Annotated in this window: 13 protein-coding genes and 1 tRNA gene; 8 read left to right on the plus strand and 6 right to left on the minus strand. The window is 64.9% G+C overall.

The window, feature by feature from the left end:
• Nucleotides 1–73: 73 nt before the first annotated feature.
• Nucleotides 74–601 (minus strand): YbhB/YbcL family Raf kinase inhibitor-like protein, encoded by a 528-nt coding sequence (locus AB0P23_RS07245; protein ID WP_027497057.1) that lies wholly within the window; start codon nt 599–601, stop codon nt 74–76.
• Between the two features lie 16 nt (nt 602–617).
• Nucleotides 618–1,976 carry a M20/M25/M40 family metallo-hydrolase gene (locus AB0P23_RS07250; protein WP_080729261.1) on the minus strand — a complete coding sequence of 453 codons (1,359 nt, stop codon included), beginning with the start codon at nt 1,974–1,976 and terminating at the stop codon, nt 618–620.
• 193 nt (nt 1,977–2,169) lie between these two features.
• Here AB0P23_RS07250 and AB0P23_RS07255 point away from each other — a divergent pair.
• The 5 genes from AB0P23_RS07255 (at nt 2,170) to AB0P23_RS07275 (ending at nt 8,130) form a co-directional block, all read left to right on the plus strand.
• Nucleotides 2,170–2,255: transfer RNA gene (locus AB0P23_RS07255), tRNA-Leu, on the plus strand.
• Between the two features lie 142 nt (nt 2,256–2,397).
• Nucleotides 2,398–3,861, plus strand: a complete 1,464-nt coding sequence (locus AB0P23_RS07260) for an SDR family NAD(P)-dependent oxidoreductase (RefSeq protein WP_032372440.1) — start codon at nt 2,398–2,400, stop codon at nt 3,859–3,861.
• Nucleotides 3,862–3,995: 134 nt separating this feature from the next.
• On the plus strand, nt 3,996–5,492 hold the full coding sequence (locus AB0P23_RS07265) for a glutamate-cysteine ligase family protein (RefSeq protein WP_032372441.1): 1,497 nt from the start codon (nt 3,996–3,998) through the stop codon (nt 5,490–5,492).
• A gap of 38 nt (nt 5,493–5,530) precedes the next feature.
• Nucleotides 5,531–6,796 carry a saccharopine dehydrogenase NADP-binding domain-containing protein gene (locus AB0P23_RS07270; protein ID WP_037219349.1) on the plus strand — a complete coding sequence of 422 codons (1,266 nt, stop codon included), beginning with the start codon at nt 5,531–5,533 and terminating at the stop codon, nt 6,794–6,796.
• 5 nt (nt 6,797–6,801) lie between these two features.
• Entirely contained in the window at nt 6,802–8,130 is a 1,329-nt protein-coding gene (locus tag AB0P23_RS07275; protein ID WP_283348091.1) for a CoA transferase, read from the plus strand.
• Here the strand turns inward: AB0P23_RS07275 and proP are convergent.
• Entirely contained in the window at nt 8,119–9,654 is a 1,536-nt protein-coding gene (gene proP / locus AB0P23_RS07280) for a glycine betaine/L-proline transporter ProP (RefSeq protein ID WP_045841908.1), read from the minus strand. The two genes, AB0P23_RS07275 and proP, sit on opposite strands and share 12 nt — an antisense overlap.
• A gap of 201 nt (nt 9,655–9,855) precedes the next feature.
• On the opposite strand from proP, the gene AB0P23_RS07285 reads away from it, so the two are divergent.
• Both AB0P23_RS07285 and AB0P23_RS07290 read left to right on the plus strand, forming a co-directional pair.
• On the plus strand, nt 9,856–10,326 hold the full coding sequence (locus AB0P23_RS07285) for an OsmC family protein (protein WP_032372444.1): 471 nt from the start codon (nt 9,856–9,858) through the stop codon (nt 10,324–10,326).
• Complete coding sequence (locus tag AB0P23_RS07290) at nt 10,323–11,360, plus strand: nucleoside hydrolase (RefSeq protein WP_094717472.1); 1,038 nt, start codon at nt 10,323–10,325, stop codon at nt 11,358–11,360. Before AB0P23_RS07285 ends, AB0P23_RS07290 begins: the two co-directional genes overlap by 4 nt.
• 12 nt (nt 11,361–11,372) lie before the next feature.
• Here AB0P23_RS07290 and meaB read toward each other — a convergent pair whose 3' ends face one another.
• From meaB to mutA, 3 genes are read right to left on the minus strand one after another with little or no spacing between them, the layout of a single operon-like run.
• A complete protein-coding gene (gene meaB / locus AB0P23_RS07295; protein ID WP_032365780.1) occupies nt 11,373–12,371 on the minus strand; it encodes a methylmalonyl Co-A mutase-associated GTPase MeaB in 999 nt (332 codons plus the stop codon).
• A 2-nt stretch (nt 12,372–12,373) separates the two neighbouring features.
• Nucleotides 12,374–14,644, minus strand: coding sequence for a methylmalonyl-CoA mutase (gene scpA / locus AB0P23_RS07300; protein ID WP_032372446.1), 2,271 nt, complete (start codon nt 14,642–14,644; stop codon nt 12,374–12,376).
• Nucleotides 14,641–16,521 carry a methylmalonyl-CoA mutase small subunit gene (mutA, locus tag AB0P23_RS07305; RefSeq protein ID WP_206497538.1) on the minus strand — a complete coding sequence of 627 codons (1,881 nt, stop codon included), beginning with the start codon at nt 16,519–16,521 and terminating at the stop codon, nt 14,641–14,643. The genes scpA and mutA overlap by 4 nt, the downstream gene beginning before the upstream one ends.
• A gap of 200 nt (nt 16,522–16,721) precedes the next feature.
• On the opposite strand from mutA, the gene AB0P23_RS07310 reads away from it, so the two are divergent.
• Nucleotides 16,722–17,438 carry a TVP38/TMEM64 family protein gene (locus AB0P23_RS07310; RefSeq protein ID WP_032400764.1) on the plus strand — a complete coding sequence of 239 codons (717 nt, stop codon included), beginning with the start codon at nt 16,722–16,724 and terminating at the stop codon, nt 17,436–17,438.
• The last annotated feature ends 3 nt before the right edge of the window (nt 17,439–17,441 follow it).

A 17,441-nucleotide genomic window follows, 5' to 3' on the forward strand; every position in this document is an offset into this window, starting at 1 on the left:
CAATCCCCCCCCCCCGGGGGGGGCTTTTTTCGCCGCCCCCCGCCTACCCACCCCCCCCACGACGAGACCCAGATCAGGCCTCGTAGGTACCCGTGATCACGGCACGTCCGATGGCGTGCGAGAACAGGTTGAACCCGAGGTACGCCGGGGTCGCCGTCTCGTCGACCTCGAGCCGATCGACGTCCACGGCGTGCACCGCGATGAAGTAGCGGTGTGGGCCGTGGCCTGCGGGCGGGGCAGCACCGATGTACCGGAACAGGCCCGCGTCGTTCTTCAGCGTCACGGCCGTACTGGGCACCCCGGTTCCACCGTCGTCGCCTGCTCCCGAGACCAGCGACGTCGTCTCGACCGGAATGTTCGCCACGGCCCAATGCCAGAACCCCGAGGCGGTCGGTGCGTCGGGATCGTAGACCGTCACCGCGAAGCTCTTGGTGCCCTCGGGAAATCCGGACCAGGACAGCTGCGGGGAGTTGTCGTGTCCACCGGCTCCCATGATTCCGCTGACCTGCTGGGCCTTCAGGGGCTTGCCGTCCTGCACATCCTCGGACGTCAACTCGAAGGACGGTAGGTCCGGAAGCGAGTCGTATGGGTTGTACGCCACGATGGTTCCTTTCGTATCAGCTGTGCATCAAGAAGTGCTCGAGCACCTGTGTGCCGAACTCCAACGACTCCACGGGTACTCGTTCGTCGATGCCGTGAAACAACGCCGCGAAATCGAGTTCGGGCGGAAGCTTGAGCGGAGCGAACCCGAAACAACGAATTCCGATGCGCGCGAACGCCTTTGCGTCGGTACCGCCGGACAACATGTACGGCACGGTGCGCCCGTTGGGGTCGTGCGCGAGGACGGCGTCGTTCATCGCGTCGACGAGATCCCCGTCGAACGTGGTCTCGTACGGTTCGAGCTTGGTGATCCACTCGCGTTCGACATTCGGGCCGATCAGTTCGTCGACCTCCTTCTCGAAGGCCGCCTGGCGGCCGGGCAACACGCGGCAATCCACCACGGCTGTCGCGGTCTGCGGGATCACGTTGGCCTTGTAGCCGGCCGAGAGCATCGTGGGGTTCGCCGTGTCACGCAGGGTCGCGCCGACGATGCGGGCGATGCTGCCGAGTTTGAGCAGCGTGCCGTCGATGTCCGGTGACGTCGGATCGAAGTCGAGTCCGGATTCCTCGGAGACCGCCTGCAAGAACTGCGATACCGACTCGGTGAGCACCAGGGGAAATGTGTGATTGCCCAGTTTCGCCACGGCCTCGGCCAGGTAGGTCACGGCGTTGTCGTCGTGCAGGAACGATCCGTGTCCGGCCCGCGCCTTCGCGGTCAGCCGCATCCACGCCAGACTCTTCTCGGCGGTTTCGACCATGTACAGCCGCTTCTCGGTGCCGTCCGGTCGAGCGACCGTCAGAGAGAACCCGCCGACTTCGCCGACTGCCTCCGTCACGCCCTCGAACAAATCCGGTCGGTTGTCGACCAGCCAGTGCGATCCGTACTTGCCGCCCGCCTCCTCGTCGGCGAGGAACGCGAACAGGATGTCGCGGGGCGGAACCGTGCCGTTCGACTTGAACTGGCGGGCCAGCGCCAGTGCCATCCCGACCATGTCCTTCATGTCCACGGCACCTCGACCCCAGACGTAGCCGTCTTCGACGGCTCCGGAGAACGGGTGCACACTCCAGTCGGCCGGCTCGGCCGGGACGACGTCGAGGTGTCCGTGTACGAGCAGAGCTCCACGGGACGAGTCGGCGCCGCGCAGCCAGGCGAAGACGTTGCCGCGTCCGGGGGCACCGGATTCGACGTACTCGGTCTCGTACCCCACCTCTTCGAGCTTGCTCGCCACCCATTCGGCGCATTCCTTCTCGCCGACCGTGGTGTCGAGTTCGCCGGTGTTCGAGGTGTCGAACCTGATCAGAGAGCTGACCAGCTCCACCACTTCGTCGAGAGCGACGGTGGGAGCGCGTTCTCCTCGGCTTCGGGCATTGCTCACTTCGGGATCGTTCGAATCGTTTGCCACATCGTCGTTCCTACCATCACCGAGGTGTCGGGGCACCACCGAAAACCGCTCGACGCATGAACTGACGTGGGGATTTGGGTTATCGGGAACCCGTCGGATAATCTTACGCAGCGCACAGCGACCAGCTGTGAGAGCAACAAGAGAATATGCGGCAACGGTCGCACATGTCCGAGTGGCGGAATGGCAGACGCGCTAGCTTGAGGTGCTAGTGTCCTATTAACGGACGTGGGGGTTCAAGTCCCCCCTCGGACACCGTCTGAATGTTGTTCACAGACAAAGATTTTCAAAGATCTGAGTTGAGACAGACGAAACTGACCCTGATTCTTCGGAATCGGGGTCTTTTTCGTTGTTCTCACGTCGACGGCTCGACCGGGCCGATGCTAGGAGACTGAAGATGGACTCGATCGACCCCACCGATCTCGACACGTGTCTGCGGGTGCTCGCACAAGCCGCCGAGCTGGACAAGAATCATCCGGATTCCATCGCCGTCCAGCGGGCGTCCGGTGCCATGTTCAAAGATCTCAAGCGTGCTCGACGCGTTGCCGCACGGAACGCCGTCAGCGCAGCCGACCGGGCCGTCGTGGCGGCCACGGCGACCGGATCCCCGGATCGTATCGACGACGAGACCGCAGGTCTGTCCCTCACCTCGCGCGCCGAGGGTGAGATCGCGGGCACCTTGATCAGGGCGCGCCCGTGCTACATCTGCAAGCAGCGCTACACCGATGTCGATTCGTTCTATCACCAGCTGTGCCCCGAGTGCGCGGCTCTCAACCGCGGTAAGCGAAACGCTCGGACCGACCTGTCGGGGCGACGTGCACTGTTGACCGGTGGCCGAGCGAAGATCGGGATGTACATCGCGCTTCGACTGCTGCGCGACGGTGCCCATACGACCATCACCACCCGCTTCCCCAACGATGCGGTGCGGCGATTCGCCGCGATGGACGACAGCGACCAATGGCTCCATCGTCTGCGCGTCGTCGGCATCGACCTACGAGATCCGGCACAGGTTGTCGCTCTTGCGGATTCGGTGGCGGCCGAGGGACCGCTCGACATTCTGATCAACAACGCTGCGCAGACGGTCAAGCGCTCCCCCGGCTCGTACAGCGCGCTGGCCGACGCCGAAGCGGAACCGTTGCCCGCGGCACTGACCGACGGTGCCGGGCCGGAACGGATCACGTTCGGCAAGACCAGCGACGCCCACCCTGCGTCGTTGGCCAGCTCGTTGCCGGCCACGGCGATCGGCGGTCAGCAGGTCTCGGCGACTCTGAGCGCAGACGACGTTGCGTCTCTGGCGATGGTGGCGGGTTCGGTGACAGCGGAGCGCATCGAGAACGGACTGGCGATCGACGCGGGCGGCCTGGTGCCCGACCTCGCCGAGACCAACAGCTGGATTCACACCGTCGAGCAGGTCGATCCGGTCGAGTTGCTCGAAGTGCAGCTGTGCAATTCCGTGGCACCGTTCATCCTCGTCTCACGCCTGCGCGCGTCGATGGAGGCGTCGCAGGCTCGACGCAAGTACGTGGTCAACGTTTCTGCCATGGAGGGTCAGTTCGGTCGGGCATACAAGGGCCCGGGGCATCCGCACACCAACATGGCCAAGGCGGCACTGAACATGCTGACCCGCACCAGCGCCAAGGAGATGGTGGAGAGCGGCATCCTGATGACCGCCGTCGACACCGGATGGATCACCGACGAGCGCCCGCACCCCACCAAGATGCGGCTGGCCGACGAGGGCTTCCACGCGCCGCTGGATCTGGTCGACGGTGCTGCGCGGGTGTACGACCCCATCGTGCAGGGCGAACTCGGAATCGATCTGTACGGCTCGTTCCTCAAGGATTACCAGCCCTCGCCCTGGTGACGATCGGCCCCGGGGTCGTTCCTCCGGGCGATTCTGCACGTGGATGCCCCGGAGCAACCCCGGGCTGCGATACTCGGAAACGACGCCGTCTCGCGTGAGCGAACGGCACCGAGACACAGCGTTAGGCGGTCACCATGGGCGAGGATGTCGAACGCCGAAAGTTCACCAGACAGGACCGACACCAGTTTCGGCAGAAGGTTCAGGACTGTCTCGACGCGTTGGCCATCATGTTGGCCGACGAGACGTTCCAGGTCGGCGAACCCCAGATCGGCATGGAGATCGAGCTCAACCTCGTAGACGAGGACATGGCACCGTCGATGGCCAATGCCGAAGTACTCGACGCCATCGCCGATCCTGATTATCAGACCGAGCTGGGCCAGTTCAACATCGAGATCAACGTCGATCCTCGACCGCTGCGGGGCTCGTCGATCGCCGAGTTGGAGACGGATCTGCGGCGATCGCTGAATGCTGCCGACGAGCGGGCCCGTGGCTCGGGTAGTCGACTTGCCATGATCGGCATGCTCCCGACTCTGACGAAGGAACACTTCGAGCATCGGTGGCTGTCGGCGAATCCGCGATACGACCTACTGAACCAGCAGATCTTCGCCGCCCGTGGTGAGGACATCGAACTGAAGATCGCGGGCGTGCGTCTGCCCGGGTCTGCGGCCGCCGAGAACCTCGATATCGTGACCGACACGATTCTGCCCGAGGCGGCCTGCACGTCCGTCCAACTGCATCTGCAAGTCGCCCCTGACGAGTTCGCGTCGTATTGGAATGCCGCACAGGCGTTGTCGGGTGTTCAGGTCGCGCTCGCCGCGAACTCGCCGTTCCTCGCCGGGCGTGCACTGTGGCACGAGACCCGCATACCGTTGTTCGAGCAGGCCACCGATACGAGGCCGCAGGAGCTCAAGAACCAGGGAGTTCGCCCGCGAGTGTGGTTCGGGGAGCGATGGATCACCTCGATCTTCGACCTGTTCGAGGAGAACTCGCGCTACTTCCCCGCCCTGCTCCCGGTGAGCAGCGAAGAGGACCCCAAAGCCGCTCTGGCCCGAGGTGACACACCGTCGCTGTCGGAACTGCGGATGCACAACGGAACCGTGTACCGGTGGAACCGGCCGATTTACGATCGGTCCGGCGACGGGCACCACATCCGGCTCGAGAACCGCGTTCTGCCTGCCGGACCGACAGTCGTCGACACCCTCGCCGATGCCGCGTTCTACTACGGCACCGTACGGGCTCTCGCGGATGCCGATCGGCCCCTGTGGTCGCAGATGTCGTTCGATGCCGCCGAGGAGAACGTGCACTCCGCGGCGCGCGGCGGGTTCGATTCGATGCTCTACTGGCCCGAGGTCGGCTGGGTGAGTCCGCAGGAGCTGGTACTGCGCCGATTGCTTCCGATGGCCGAGGCCGGTCTCGCCGCGTACGGCGTCGACTCTGCCGTACGTGACCGCTATCTCGGCATTATCGAAGCGCGGTGCCTGGCCAAGCAGTCGGGTTCGGGGTGGCAGCGAGCCGCCGTCGTCGCGCGCGAACGGGCCGGCGATACTCGGGAGCAGGCTCTCGCGGGGATGTTGGGAGATTACGTGGACAGGATGGACACGGGAGAACCCGTGCACACCTGGACCCACTAGCCGACGCTGCCGGCGGCGTTCGCGTTAGTGTCGTAACCATGACTACGTCCGACTCGGATTTCACCTCAGGCCCCGACCGCACCCACGACATCGTCGTCTACGGCGTCACCGGATTCGTAGGAAAGCTGACGGCGAAGTACCTCGCCGAACACGCGCCTGCCGACACCCGTATCGCGCTGGCAGGCAGGTCCACCGGACGCATCGAGGCAGCGCGAAAGGAACTGGGACCCACCGCCCAGAACTGGCCCGTCATCGAAGCCGACGCCGCCGACACCGCTGCGCTGCGATCCATGGTCGAATCGACCCGAGTCGTCATCACGACGGTCGGCCCGTATGCCAAGTACGGCATGCCACTGGCAACTGCGTGCGCCGAGGCCGGAACCGACTACGTCGACCTCACCGGCGAGGTGCTCTTCGCTCGCGAGAGCATCGACACCAACCACGAGATCGCACAACGTACCGGTGCCAGGATCGTCCACTCGTGCGGGTTCGACTCGGTTCCGTCCGACATCGGTGTCCACGCTCTGTACGAGGCCGTCACGGCCGACAATGCGGGCGAACTCACCGACACCACGCTCGTGGTCACCTCGATGTCGGGCGGGGTCAGTGGCGGTACCGTCGACTCGCTCCGTGGTCAGATCGAGGCCATGAAGAAGGACAAGCGGGCCCGACGCATCGCGGCCCGTCCGTATTCGCTGAGCCCCGATCGAAGCCTCGAGCCTCAGCTCGGCCGCCAACTCGATACCGTGCTCATCGACGGAAAGAAGATCGATCCGAGCCTGCGCGGGTGGAAGGCTCCGTTCGTGATGGCCTCGTACAACACACGAGTCGTGCGGCGTACCAATGCACTTCGAGACTGGGCCTACGGGAAGCAGTTCCGGTACAGCGAGGTGATGAGCGTCGGCTCGTCCGTCGTCAGCCCGGTGCTCGCCGGTGCACTGTCGGCAGGACTGTTCGTCGGAGTGTCGGCCATGACGGTACTGCCGGGCAAGGTGCTCGATCGCATCCTGCCCAAGCCCGGTAGCGGCCCCAGTGAAAAGGCCCGAGAGAAGGGCCATTTCACGGTCGATCTATACACCCTGACGACGTCCGGGGCGCGATACCGGGCCCGGGTCAAAGCGTCCGGCGACCCCGGCTACAAGGCGACGGCGGTCATGCTCGCCGAGTCCGCACTCGCGCTGGTTCTCGGTGGAGACGCACTGCCGAAAGCCAGCGGAGTTCTCACTCCCGCGACGGCCATGGGCGACGTTCTGGTGGACCGTCTGAATGCGGCCGGTATGGAGATCTGGGCCAAGCGGAACTGATTGCGGTGCAGGGAACGTCGGGCACGACTGGATATCTCGCATCGACACTTCCGGTCGCGGCGCTCGCCGCCGAGTCGGTCGGTGCCCTCGGCACCGCCGTCGCCCAGTTGCAAAGCGCGCTGGGATCGGTGACGACGGATTCCGAGACGGTGACGCCGACAGCGTCCATGGCGCGTATCACCGCGTCGTTCATGGGCGACACCGTGTTGCGGATCGACGGCGAGCCGGTGCAGGGTTTCGCCGATCTGTCCGGCTTCTTCCCGGTGTCCGACGGTTGGGTGAGAACCCACGCCAACTACCCACACCACCGAGAGGCATTGCTCGGTGTGGTGGGCCTCGGTGGCGCCGGCTCGGCGGAGTCGATCGACGTGTTCGGCGATCGACTCCGTGGAATGTCCGGGTTCGAGCTCGAAGAGCTGTGCGCGGCGTCGGGCGCTCTGGCCGTGCGGGTCCGCACGGAAGATCAATGGTCCGCTCACCCCGCTGGTATTGCCGCGAGCTCCGGTCCGGTCGTTACACGAAGTGCGGCCGATCCGGCTGCCCGAGTGCGCATTCCGTCGTTCCGGCTGCTTTCGTCGCTTTGGCCACACGGTGCCGAATACCCGTTGGCGGGTATCCGGGTGCTCGATCTGACGCGGGTGATTGCCGGTCCTGTCGCTACGCGCGCTCTCGCACTTCTCGGTGCCGACGTGCTCCGTGTCGATTCGCCCCGGCACCCGGAGTTGCCCTGGCAGCATCTGGAGAACGGCCAGGGCAAGCGGTCGGCCCTGCTGGACCTGGACACGGCGGAGGGACTCGATCGGATGCTCGGGCTCCTCGACTCGGCCGACGTGCTCGTCACCGGGTATCGGCCGGGGGCCCTCGATCGTTTCGGCCTCGAACACCGGGCGGACCTCGTCCACGGGCGCATCAGCGCATGGGGCACAGAGGGTCCCTGGTCGCGGCGGCGGGGCTTCGACAGCCTCGTTCAGGCTGCGAGCGGTATCTCTGTTCTGGAAGGCCGTGACGGTCGGCCCGGTCGGCTTCCGGCTCAGGCGCTCGATCATGCGAGCGGTTATCTGCTGGCTGCCGGAATCGTCTCGGAACTGGCGGCGCGCGTAGAAGGGTCGGGCGCTGCGGCACCGGTCGACGTAGCGCTCGCAGCAACGGCGGCGTGGCTGACCGGTCTTCCCGGGCGCGACCCCGAACACGGCCCCGCCGCGCTACCGCCACCCGAGTGCGTGGTCACGCACGGCTCGGTGACGGCAGCGCGACCGGTGTTCGACTGCTACTCCGACTACGCGTACCCGGCTCACGTCTGGGGTAGCGACGAGGCCGGTTGGTTACCGCGCTGACCGGTCTGCGGAGCTACTCCCGGTCAGTGCAGAAGCCTCGGTGTACAGATCCTTGGCCTCCTCGGTCGAATCCACCTGGGGCGGAGAACCATCGAGCGGCTGAGTAGCCGACTCGCGGAGGAAACCGACGGCGATCAGACCGATGACGCCGCTGATGATCAGGTAGTAGGCCGGGATCATGGTGCTGCCGGTGGAACTGACCAGGGCCGAGGTGACCAGCGGTGTGGTGCCGCCGAAGATCGACACCGACAGGTTGAATCCGATCGACAGTGCGGCGTAGCGCACGCGCGTCGGGAACAGTGCAGGCAAGGTGGAGGCGCTGGGTGCGGCGAAGCACGCCAACACCACTCCCAGCAGCAGGCACGCAATCAGAGGCCCGATCCATCCGCTGCGCTGAATCAGCAGAAAGCACGGGATGGCCAGGACTATCTGTCCGATGGCACCGAACACGAACACCGGCTTGCGGCCGATTCGGTCGGTCAGCCGACCGACGGCCACGATGATGGACACGACCACGACCATCGCGGACAAGACCAACAGATCGGCGCTGAGCTGGCTGCGACCGACGACCTCGGTGAAGTACGTGGGCAGGTACGAGGTCACCATGTAGTTGGTGACGTTGTACAGCAACACGATTCCCATGCAGATGAGCAGTGCTTTCCAATGGACCGTGAAGATCTTTCCGATCGAGCTGCGTCCGGTCTCCTGCGCCTTGACCTTGGAGTCGTGCTCGTCGAGTTGCTTGCGGAACGCGGGGGTGTCCTCGAGCTTGAGGCGCAGGTACAAACCGATGATGCCCATCGGTCCGGCAATGAAGAACGGTATGCGCCAGCCCCATTCGATCATGGTGGCGTCGCCCAGTACCGCATTGAGAATCGTCACCAATCCGGACCCCATCGCGTATCCGACGAAAGTGCCGAAGTCGAGCCAACTGCCGAGAAAACCACGTCTTTTGTCGGGTGAGTATTCGGCGATGAAGGTCGTGGCACCGCCGTATTCACCACCGGTCGAGAATCCCTGAACCAGGCGGGCGACGAGCAGCAGGATGGGAGCCCAGATTCCGATCGAGTCGTAGCTGGGAATCAGGCCGACGGCCAACGTACCGATCGACATCATGATCATGGTGGCGGCCAGGACCTTCTGGCGTCCGATGCGGTCGCCGAGAGGGCCGAAGAAGAGTCCACCGAGTGGCCGTACTACGAACGCGGCCGCGAACGTGGCGAAGGTCGACAGCAACTGGACTGCGGGTGACGCGTCCGGGTAGAACACCTTGCCCAGTGTCGCGGCCAGATAGCCGTACACACCGAAGTCGAACCATTCCATCGTGTTGCCCAGTGCCGCTGCAGACACGGCCCGCTTGAGCATGGGCTGGTCCACGACTGTGATGCTCTCTTCCGACATCGCCGGCTTGCGACGCATACGTTTGAAGAATGCGTCACGCCGCAGACGCTGTACGTGGCGCTGGCCCCATTTCGGGATCTGGGGTGACGACTCGGGCGATTCTGGACCTTGCGCAACCGTCATTGCAGCAACGTTAGCGAGCGCAATGACCAGCAGACAAACGCCGAAACGGACATCGGCACGCACGAGCGTATATTCCCCCAGGTAGAGGACGGTCGATCGAATCTTGGCCACTACCTTGACAATTGGCGCATTGATCGCAATACGGACAGGTCTCCTCGGCGTGCGTGACGACGGTGGACGGCGGCCTGGCACGATGGACCCATGCCCACCCATGACTACGCCCTGGCCGTGAGCTGGACCGGCAATCTCGGACACGGGACGGCGAATGCAGCCGCATACGACCGCGATCATTTGGTCACGGCACCCGGAAAACCCGATCTCTCGGCCAGTTCCGATCCGAGCTTTCGAGGCAATCCCGAGCGGTGGAATCCAGAGGAGCTACTCGTGGCGTCGCTGTCGAGCTGCCACATGCTGTGGTACCTCGGGTTGGCCGCCGCGTCGCACGTGACCGTCACCGACTACGTCGACTCCCCCACCGGGGTCATGACCGAGCAATCCGACGGCTCGGGGCAGTTCGTCGAGGTGACCCTGGCTCCGGTAGTGACGGTCGCCGAGTCCTCGATGGTGACCCGTGCGGAGGAACTGCACGCCGAGGCCGCAGCCAAGTGCTTCATCGCCCGATCGGTCAACTTCCCGGTCCGCCACAACCCGACGACTCGGGTGAACGCATGACCGTACCGATGATCGTCGACGTCGACACCGGGATCGACGACTCGCTCGCACTGCTCTACCTGTTGGCCACCGACGAGGCCGAGATCCTCGGCATAGCGTCCACCGCCGGTAACGTGCCGGTGAACCAGGTCGCCGCGAACAACCTGGCCTGGCTCGACCTGTGCCGCGCGGCCGATATCGAAGTGTCGCTCGGTGCGCAGGTGCCGTTGGTGGCACCTTTGATGACCACCGAGGACACTCACGGACCGCAGGGCATCGGATATGCGGAGCTGCCGGTGTCGAGTCGGGACCTGTCCGCACGCGATGCCACCACGATGTGGATCGAGTTGGTTCGCTCGCGACCGGGTGAGATCACCGGTCTCGTCACCGGTCCGCTGACCAATCTCGCGCTGGCGGTCCGCCGAGACCCCGAGTTGCCTCGGCTTTTGAAGCGATTGGTGCTGATGGGTGGTGCTTTTCAGCATCAGGGCAACACGACGCCGACGAGCGAGTGGAACATCGCGGTGGACCCCGAGGCTGCAGCGGAGGTCTTCGCCGCTTTCTCCGGACTACCCGAGGACCGGCGTCCGATCGTGTGCGCACTCGACATCACCGAGACCATCGAGATGACACCCGAGCACATTCGCCTTCTCGGTGAACGCGCCGGAAGCGTTCCGGCCGAGCTGATCTCGTCGACCGATGCGCCGGGGACGCGATCGACGGCCTCGAACCCGATCGTGCGCCATTTCTCGGACGCGGTCCGCTTCTACTTCGAATTCCATCGCGATCACGAGCAGGGCTTTCTGGCCCACATGCACGATCCGTTCGCCGCTGCAGTGGCGGTGCAACCGGATATCGCCACCTACCGGCACGCGACCGTGGACGTGGAACTGGTCGGAACCCTCACTCGCGGAACGACGGTGGCGGATTGGCGCGGAATGTGGGGCAAGCCTCCGAACGCAGCCATCGCCACCCACGCCGATCCTCAGGCGTTCTTCGATCAGCTCGTCGAACGCGTCGGCGAGCTGGCGGCGACTCTGTACCCCGCCCAGTAGGGACAGCAGACGTCAGGAATCGAAGGCGTCGAGTAGTTCCTGAGCGGCCAATGCGGCCGTGAGCGACCCGTCGCGCACGCGAGATTCCACGTCGTCTCGAATTGCCTTCACCGACGGGCTCTGAGCCAACCGGCGCAGTAGCTGATCGTTGACCATCGTCCACGTCCAGTCCACCTGCTGCTTGCGACGCTTCTCGGCGAACTCGCCTGCGTCACGGAGCACCTGCTGGTGGCGGAGCACCGTGTTCCAGAACTCGTCGAGGCCGGTGCCTTCGATGGCGCTCATCGTCAACACCGGGGGCTTCCAGATCGCATCGTGCGGATAGATCAGCCGCAGCGCACCCGCCAACTCTCGCGCCGCGTTCTTCGCGTCGGTCGCGTGCTTGCCGTCGGCCTTGTTGACGGCCACCAGATCTGCGAGTTCGAGAACGCCCTTCTTGATGCCCTGCAACTGATCCCCGGTACGCGCAAGCGTGAGGAACGTGAAGCAGTCGACCATGTTCGCGACGGTCACCTCGGACTGGCCCACGCCCACGGTCTCGACCAGGATCACGTCGAACCCTGCGGCTTCGAGCAAGACGATGGTCTCTCGAGTCGCGCGGGCCACTCCGCCCAACGTTCCCGAGGTCGGCGACGGCCTGATGTATGCGTTCTCCTGCACCGCCAAGCGCGACATACGGGTCTTGTCACCCAGGATGGAACCACCGGTCCGCGTCGACGACGGATCGACGGCCAGCACCGCGACCCGGTGGCCCTGTTCGATCAACCGCATTCCGAGCGCATCGATGAACGTCGACTTCCCGACCCCCGGAACCCCGGTGATGCCCACCCGGTGCGATCCGCCGGCGTCGGGCAGTACCCGGAGGAGCAACTGCTGCGCCAAGTCGCGATGGTCCGCGCGGGTCGACTCGACCAACGTGATCGCCCGCGCGAGGCCGGATCGTTCGTTCGCTCGGACCGACTCGGCCACCGCATCGATGTCGATGACGCGGCCCTTGTTCGGAGAGTTCATATTCAGGCGTTGGCCTCGCGTGGTGCATGCCCGAGCGCAACGGACAGCTTCTCCACCAGGCCGATCGCCGCGTCGGCGATGACGGTGCCCGGAGGGAAGATCGCCGCGGCACCCGCCGCGTAGAGCTCGTCGAAATCGCCCGGGGGGATGACGCCACCGACGACGATCATGATGTCCTCGCGCCCGACGTCGGCCAAGGCCTGTCGCAAGGCAGGCACCAGCGTCAGATGGCCCGCCGCCAGCGACGACACTCCGACGACATGGACGTCGTTATCCGCCGCCTGCCGGGCCACCTCCTCGGGCGTCTGGAACAACGGACCGACGTCGACGTCGAAGCCGATGTCGGCGAACGCCGTGGCAATGACCTTCTGGCCTCGGTCGTGTCCGTCCTGCCCCATCTTGCACACCAGAACACGAGGACGACGGCCCTCGTCCTCGGCGAACTGTTCGACCAACGCGGTGGCACGGGTGATGTTCTCGGATTTGCCTGCCTCGTCGCGGTACACACCACTGATTGTCCGGATTTCGGCCTGGTGGCGCCCGTAGACCTTCTCCAAGGCGTCGGAAATCTCACCGACGGTGGCCATCTTGCGGGCGGCATCGATGGCGAGAGCCAGTAGATTGTTCTCCATGCCCGGCTGATCCGACGCTGCGGCCCGAGTCAGGTTCGCCAATGCCGCCTCGACCTCGGCGGTGTCCCGCTCGGCACGAAGACGCTCGAGCTTCTCGATCTGTTCTTTTCTCACCTTCGAGTTCTCGACCTTGAGTACCTCGATGGTGTCGGGCTCGTCGGGCACGTACTTGTTGACGCCCACCAGCGGTTGGCGCCCGGAGTCGATGCGCGCCTGGGTACGAGCCGCCGCCTCCTCGATGCGCAACTTCGGAATGCCTTCGCCGATGGCCTGCGCCATGCCGCCCGCTTCCTCGACCTCCGCGATGTGTGCGCGAGCCCGATTCGCCAGCTGATGGGTGAGCCACTCGACGTAGTGCGACCCGCCCCACGGATCGATCGGCCGAACGGTGTTGGATTCCTGCGCGATGAGTAGCTGAGTGTTGCGGGCGATACGGGCCGAGAAGTCGGTCGGCAACGCCAGTGCCTCGTCGAGCGCGTTGGTGTGCAGGGACTGCGTATGGCCCTGGGTCGCGGCCATGGCTTCGACACAGGTGCGGGCGACGTTGTTGAACACGTCCTGTGCGGTCAGCGACCAACCCGACGTCTGCGAATGAGTGCGCAGGGAACGGGATTTGGCACTCTTGGGCTCGAATTGTTGGACGAGCTCGGCCCACAGCAGGCGCCCCGCGCGGAGCTTGGCAACCTCCATGAAGAAATTCATTCCGATGGCCCAGAAGAACGACAGTCGCGGTGCGAACGTGTCGATGTCCATGCCCGCATCCAGACCGGCCCGGATGTACTCGACACCGTCCGCAAGGGTGTAGGCGAGTTCGAGATCGGCTGTGGCACCGGCTTCTTGGATGTGGTAGCCGGAGATGGAGATCGAGTTGTACTTCGGCATCTTCTCGCTGGTGTACGCAAAGATATCCGAGATGATGCGCATCGACGGCTTCGGCGGATAGATGTAGGTGTTGCGCACCATGAACTCTTTGAGGATGTCGTTCTGGATGGTGCCGGCGAGTTTCTCCGGCCCGACGCCTTGCTCCTCCGCGGCGGCGACGTACAGCGCCAGAATCGGCAGCACCGCTCCGTTCATGGTCATCGACACCGAGACGCTACCGAGGTCGATGCCGTCGAACAGCTGACGCATGTCGTAAATGGAATCGATTGCCACCCCGGCCATTCCGACGTCACCCTGCACTCGCGGGTGATCGGAGTCGTAGCCCCGGTGCGTGGCCAGATCGAACGCCACGGACAGGCCTTTCTGCCCGGCCGCGAGGTTGCGGCGGTAGAAGGCGTTGGACTCGGCCGCGGTGGAGAATCCGGCGTACTGACGAATGGTCCACGGCTGGTTGACGTACATCGTGGGATACGGCCCGCGGAGGAACGGCGGAGCACCCGGATAGCTGTGCAACGGGTAGCCCTCTGCCTCGGCGGCGTCCCGGTCTGCCTCGGTGTACACCGGCTTGACGTCGATGCCCTCGGGAGTGGACCACACCACCTGCTCGGGGGTGTAGAAGTTCGCCTTGGCACCGTTCTTCACGTGTGTGGCCACGTCCTCCGCGGACGGCGACGACGGCGTCGGCTCGTCGGGATCGACCAGCGGTACGTCGGCGAAACTGCCGATGGTGTGCGAGATTCGGTTCTCGTCGGTACTCACTTCGAGGCTCCCAGCGTGTCGAGAAGTTCGGTCAGCACGGCGACGGCGTCGACCTTGGCGGTCAGGAATCCATCGGGACGGGACGGGCCGTCGACGCCGGCGAAGATCTTTTCCGGGCCGGCGAGCAAGACCCGCGAGACCCCTGCTGCACGCAGAGCATCCACGGCAGTAGCGGCCTCGTCGCCGTAGCGCTTGTCGGTTCCGCACACCACGGCGATCGAGGCTCCCGACGCTTCGACAGCACCGGCGACAGCGTCGACGCCCAGGGGGCCGGGGTTGACCGCTTCGATTCCCCCCGACGCCAACAGATTGGACGCGAAGGTCGTCCGGACGTTGTGCTCGGCGACGGTCCCCAACGGGACCAGTAGCACCTGGGGCCGCGAATCATGTTGGGCCAGATAAGAATCGGATCGATCTCGGAGCGACTCGAATGCCCGGCCGTACCGATACACGGGTGCCGAGCCGGCAGGCTGCGTCTGCTCGGGAGTCAGGGGGGCCTCGGCCAGATTCGGAAACTCGTTGACACCGGTCAGCGGAGTGATGCGATGCGCGATGTCGGAATCGCGCTCTGCACGGGTCTTCTCGATGTCGGCGACCAGCGAACCGTCCGCGGTTGCTGCAGCGAATCCGCCCGACGCTTCGATGGTCTGGAAGAAGTCCCACGCCGTCGCGGCAACCGCAGCCGTGAGTTCCTCGATGTACCACGAGCCCGAACCCGGATCCAGAACCCGACCCAGATGGGCTTCCTCCAGCAGGAGCAACTGAGTGTTTCTCGCGATACGGGCAGCGAACGTCTTGGACACTCCGGCGGCGCCACCGTTCAGTGCCGCGTCGAACGGCAGCACCGTCACCGAATCCGCACCACCCACTCCGGCGCCGAACGACGCAAGAGTGGTACGCAGCATGTTCACCCACGGATCGCGCTGCGACATCATCGCTTCCGACGTCACCGCATGCTGAGGAGCATCACCGGCGTCGGGCGCACCGCACACCTGCGCAATCCGTGCCCACAGAATGCGAGCAGCGCGAAACTTGGCAATGGTCTGGAACTGGTCGTCGGTTGCCGCGAATCGAAACTCGATCTGGCGCAAAGCATCCGAGACGGCCACACCGTTCTCGGTCATCGAACGGACGTACTCGAGTCCGGCCGCGATCGACGCACCCAGTTCCTGCGCATCCGACGCACCGAGATTGTGGAACACGGTGCCGTCGACGGTGATGGCACGCATCGACTCGGCGCGGTCGATGCACGCGCGAGCCAGTTCGAGTGCCTCGGCCATCGCTATGGATTCCGTGCCTGCCACTGCAGCAGTGAGAGTGTCCACTCCGAGCCTGACGTCGACGGCGGCGCGATCGTCGATCTCTGCCGCATCGAGAACGTCGAACAGTGCCGTCGCTGCCGCGCGAACATCCCTGCGGGCATCGATCGTCAACGGGGCCAGCTCGAGCAGCACACCACGGAGAGCCTCCGACAGATCCGACGGATCCAACCCACGCGACCCCACCGTCAACCAGAGCGCACTGGTGCCGTTGGCGAGCGAATCGAGGATCTGACCGTTCAGCGCGGGCACACCGTCACGAACGTCGGAACCGTGACGCGTGCACACCTTCCAGCCCGCGTTGACGTCCCGATGCGGATCACGCCCCCGCAGGTACGGAAACTGCCCCGGCAACGGACCCTCGGGGCGCTCGTCGAACGCGGTGTACAGCGGAGACACCGTGATTCCGTCGTACGTCGTGGAATCGAGAAGATGTTCGGGATCGGCAGGCAGATCGGCCACATCGACCCGGCGAGACTTGGCCAGGACCCCGGCCACCGCCTGCTGCCAGGCCGCGTGGGCACTGCGTGCGGCATCTTCGTGCGACGCGATGGACACGTGTGCTGCTCCCTCGGTTCGGCGGGCAGTCCTACACCCGACTTGAAGTGATGCTAACCCCACCTACATGCAGGCTATCGTGAGGATCACCTCACGTTCGGTGACCCACGCCGCAGGCTCCGCTCCCGCCCCTTTTCGGTCACTCCGCAGGCTCCGCTCCCGAACCGTTCTGTCATCTCACGCCGGTACTCTTGCCTCTCGTGACCCGGCACCTGCGCGACCTTCGTCTGATCGCGCTACTGGCGGTGATCGTCGTCCTGGCTGTCGTTGCGGTGTTCGCCCCGCATCCGAGCGTCGAGCAGATGCGCCAGTGGGGCACCTCGGTCGGTCCTGCGTTTCCGCTCGTGTTCTTCGCCGTCCATGCACTGGTGACCATTGCACCCATTCCCAGAACCCTGTTCACATTGAGCGCCGGAGTGCTGTTCGGGCCATTCACCGGTCTGGCGGTGACGATCGGTGCCTCTACGGTCAGCGCTGTCCTCGCCCTGCTGTTGGTTCGGGCGATCGGGCGAGAAGCCGTGGCGTCGCGGATGTCGCATTCGGCTCTCGACTCTGTCGACGAGAGCCTGCGCCGACGAGGGTGGCTCGCGGTCGGCTCTCTGCGATTGATCGCCCCGGTGCCTTTCTCTCTGGTGAACTACGCCTGCGGTGTGTCGGCGGTTCGACTCGTACCCTTCGCTCTGGCCACTGCCGCCGGCATGCTGCCCGGCACCCTCGGGATCGTGGTGATCGGTGGAGCAATCGGCGGGCAGACCCATCCCGCACTGCTGGTGCTGTCCGGGATCTGCATTGCGATCGGCGTGAGCGGGTTGTTCGTCGACTGGCGGTTGTCGCGGACTCGTGAGGCCGCGTCGGCACCGGAGAACAGGCGTCAGGGTGAGAACCTTGATTCGGGACAATCAAGCCTGGAAGCTTGACTT

Source organism: Rhodococcus sp. NPDC077669 (assembly GCF_040686915.1).
Taxonomy (GTDB): domain Bacteria; phylum Actinomycetota; class Actinomycetes; order Mycobacteriales; family Mycobacteriaceae; genus Rhodococcoides; species Rhodococcoides fascians.

Bases quoted from the DNA above. Each gene is read 5' to 3' on its own strand.
- AB0P23_RS07260 (WP_032372440.1), top strand. From the start codon at position 2,398: ATGGACTCGATCGACCCCACCGATCTCGACACGTGTCTGCGGGTGCTC.
- AB0P23_RS07265 (WP_032372441.1), top strand. From the start codon at position 3,996: ATGGGCGAGGATGTCGAACGCCGAAAGTTCACCAGACAGGACCGACAC.
- AB0P23_RS07270 (WP_037219349.1), top strand. From the start codon at position 5,531: ATGACTACGTCCGACTCGGATTTCACCTCAGGCCCCGACCGCACCCAC.
- proP (WP_045841908.1), bottom strand. From the start codon at position 9,654: ATGACGGTTGCGCAAGGTCCAGAATCGCCCGAGTCGTCACCCCAGATC.
- AB0P23_RS07285 (WP_032372444.1), top strand. From the start codon at position 9,856: ATGCCCACCCATGACTACGCCCTGGCCGTGAGCTGGACCGGCAATCTC.
- AB0P23_RS07290 (WP_094717472.1), top strand. From the start codon at position 10,323: ATGACCGTACCGATGATCGTCGACGTCGACACCGGGATCGACGACTCG.
- meaB (WP_032365780.1), bottom strand. From the start codon at position 12,371: ATGAACTCTCCGAACAAGGGCCGCGTCATCGACATCGATGCGGTGGCC.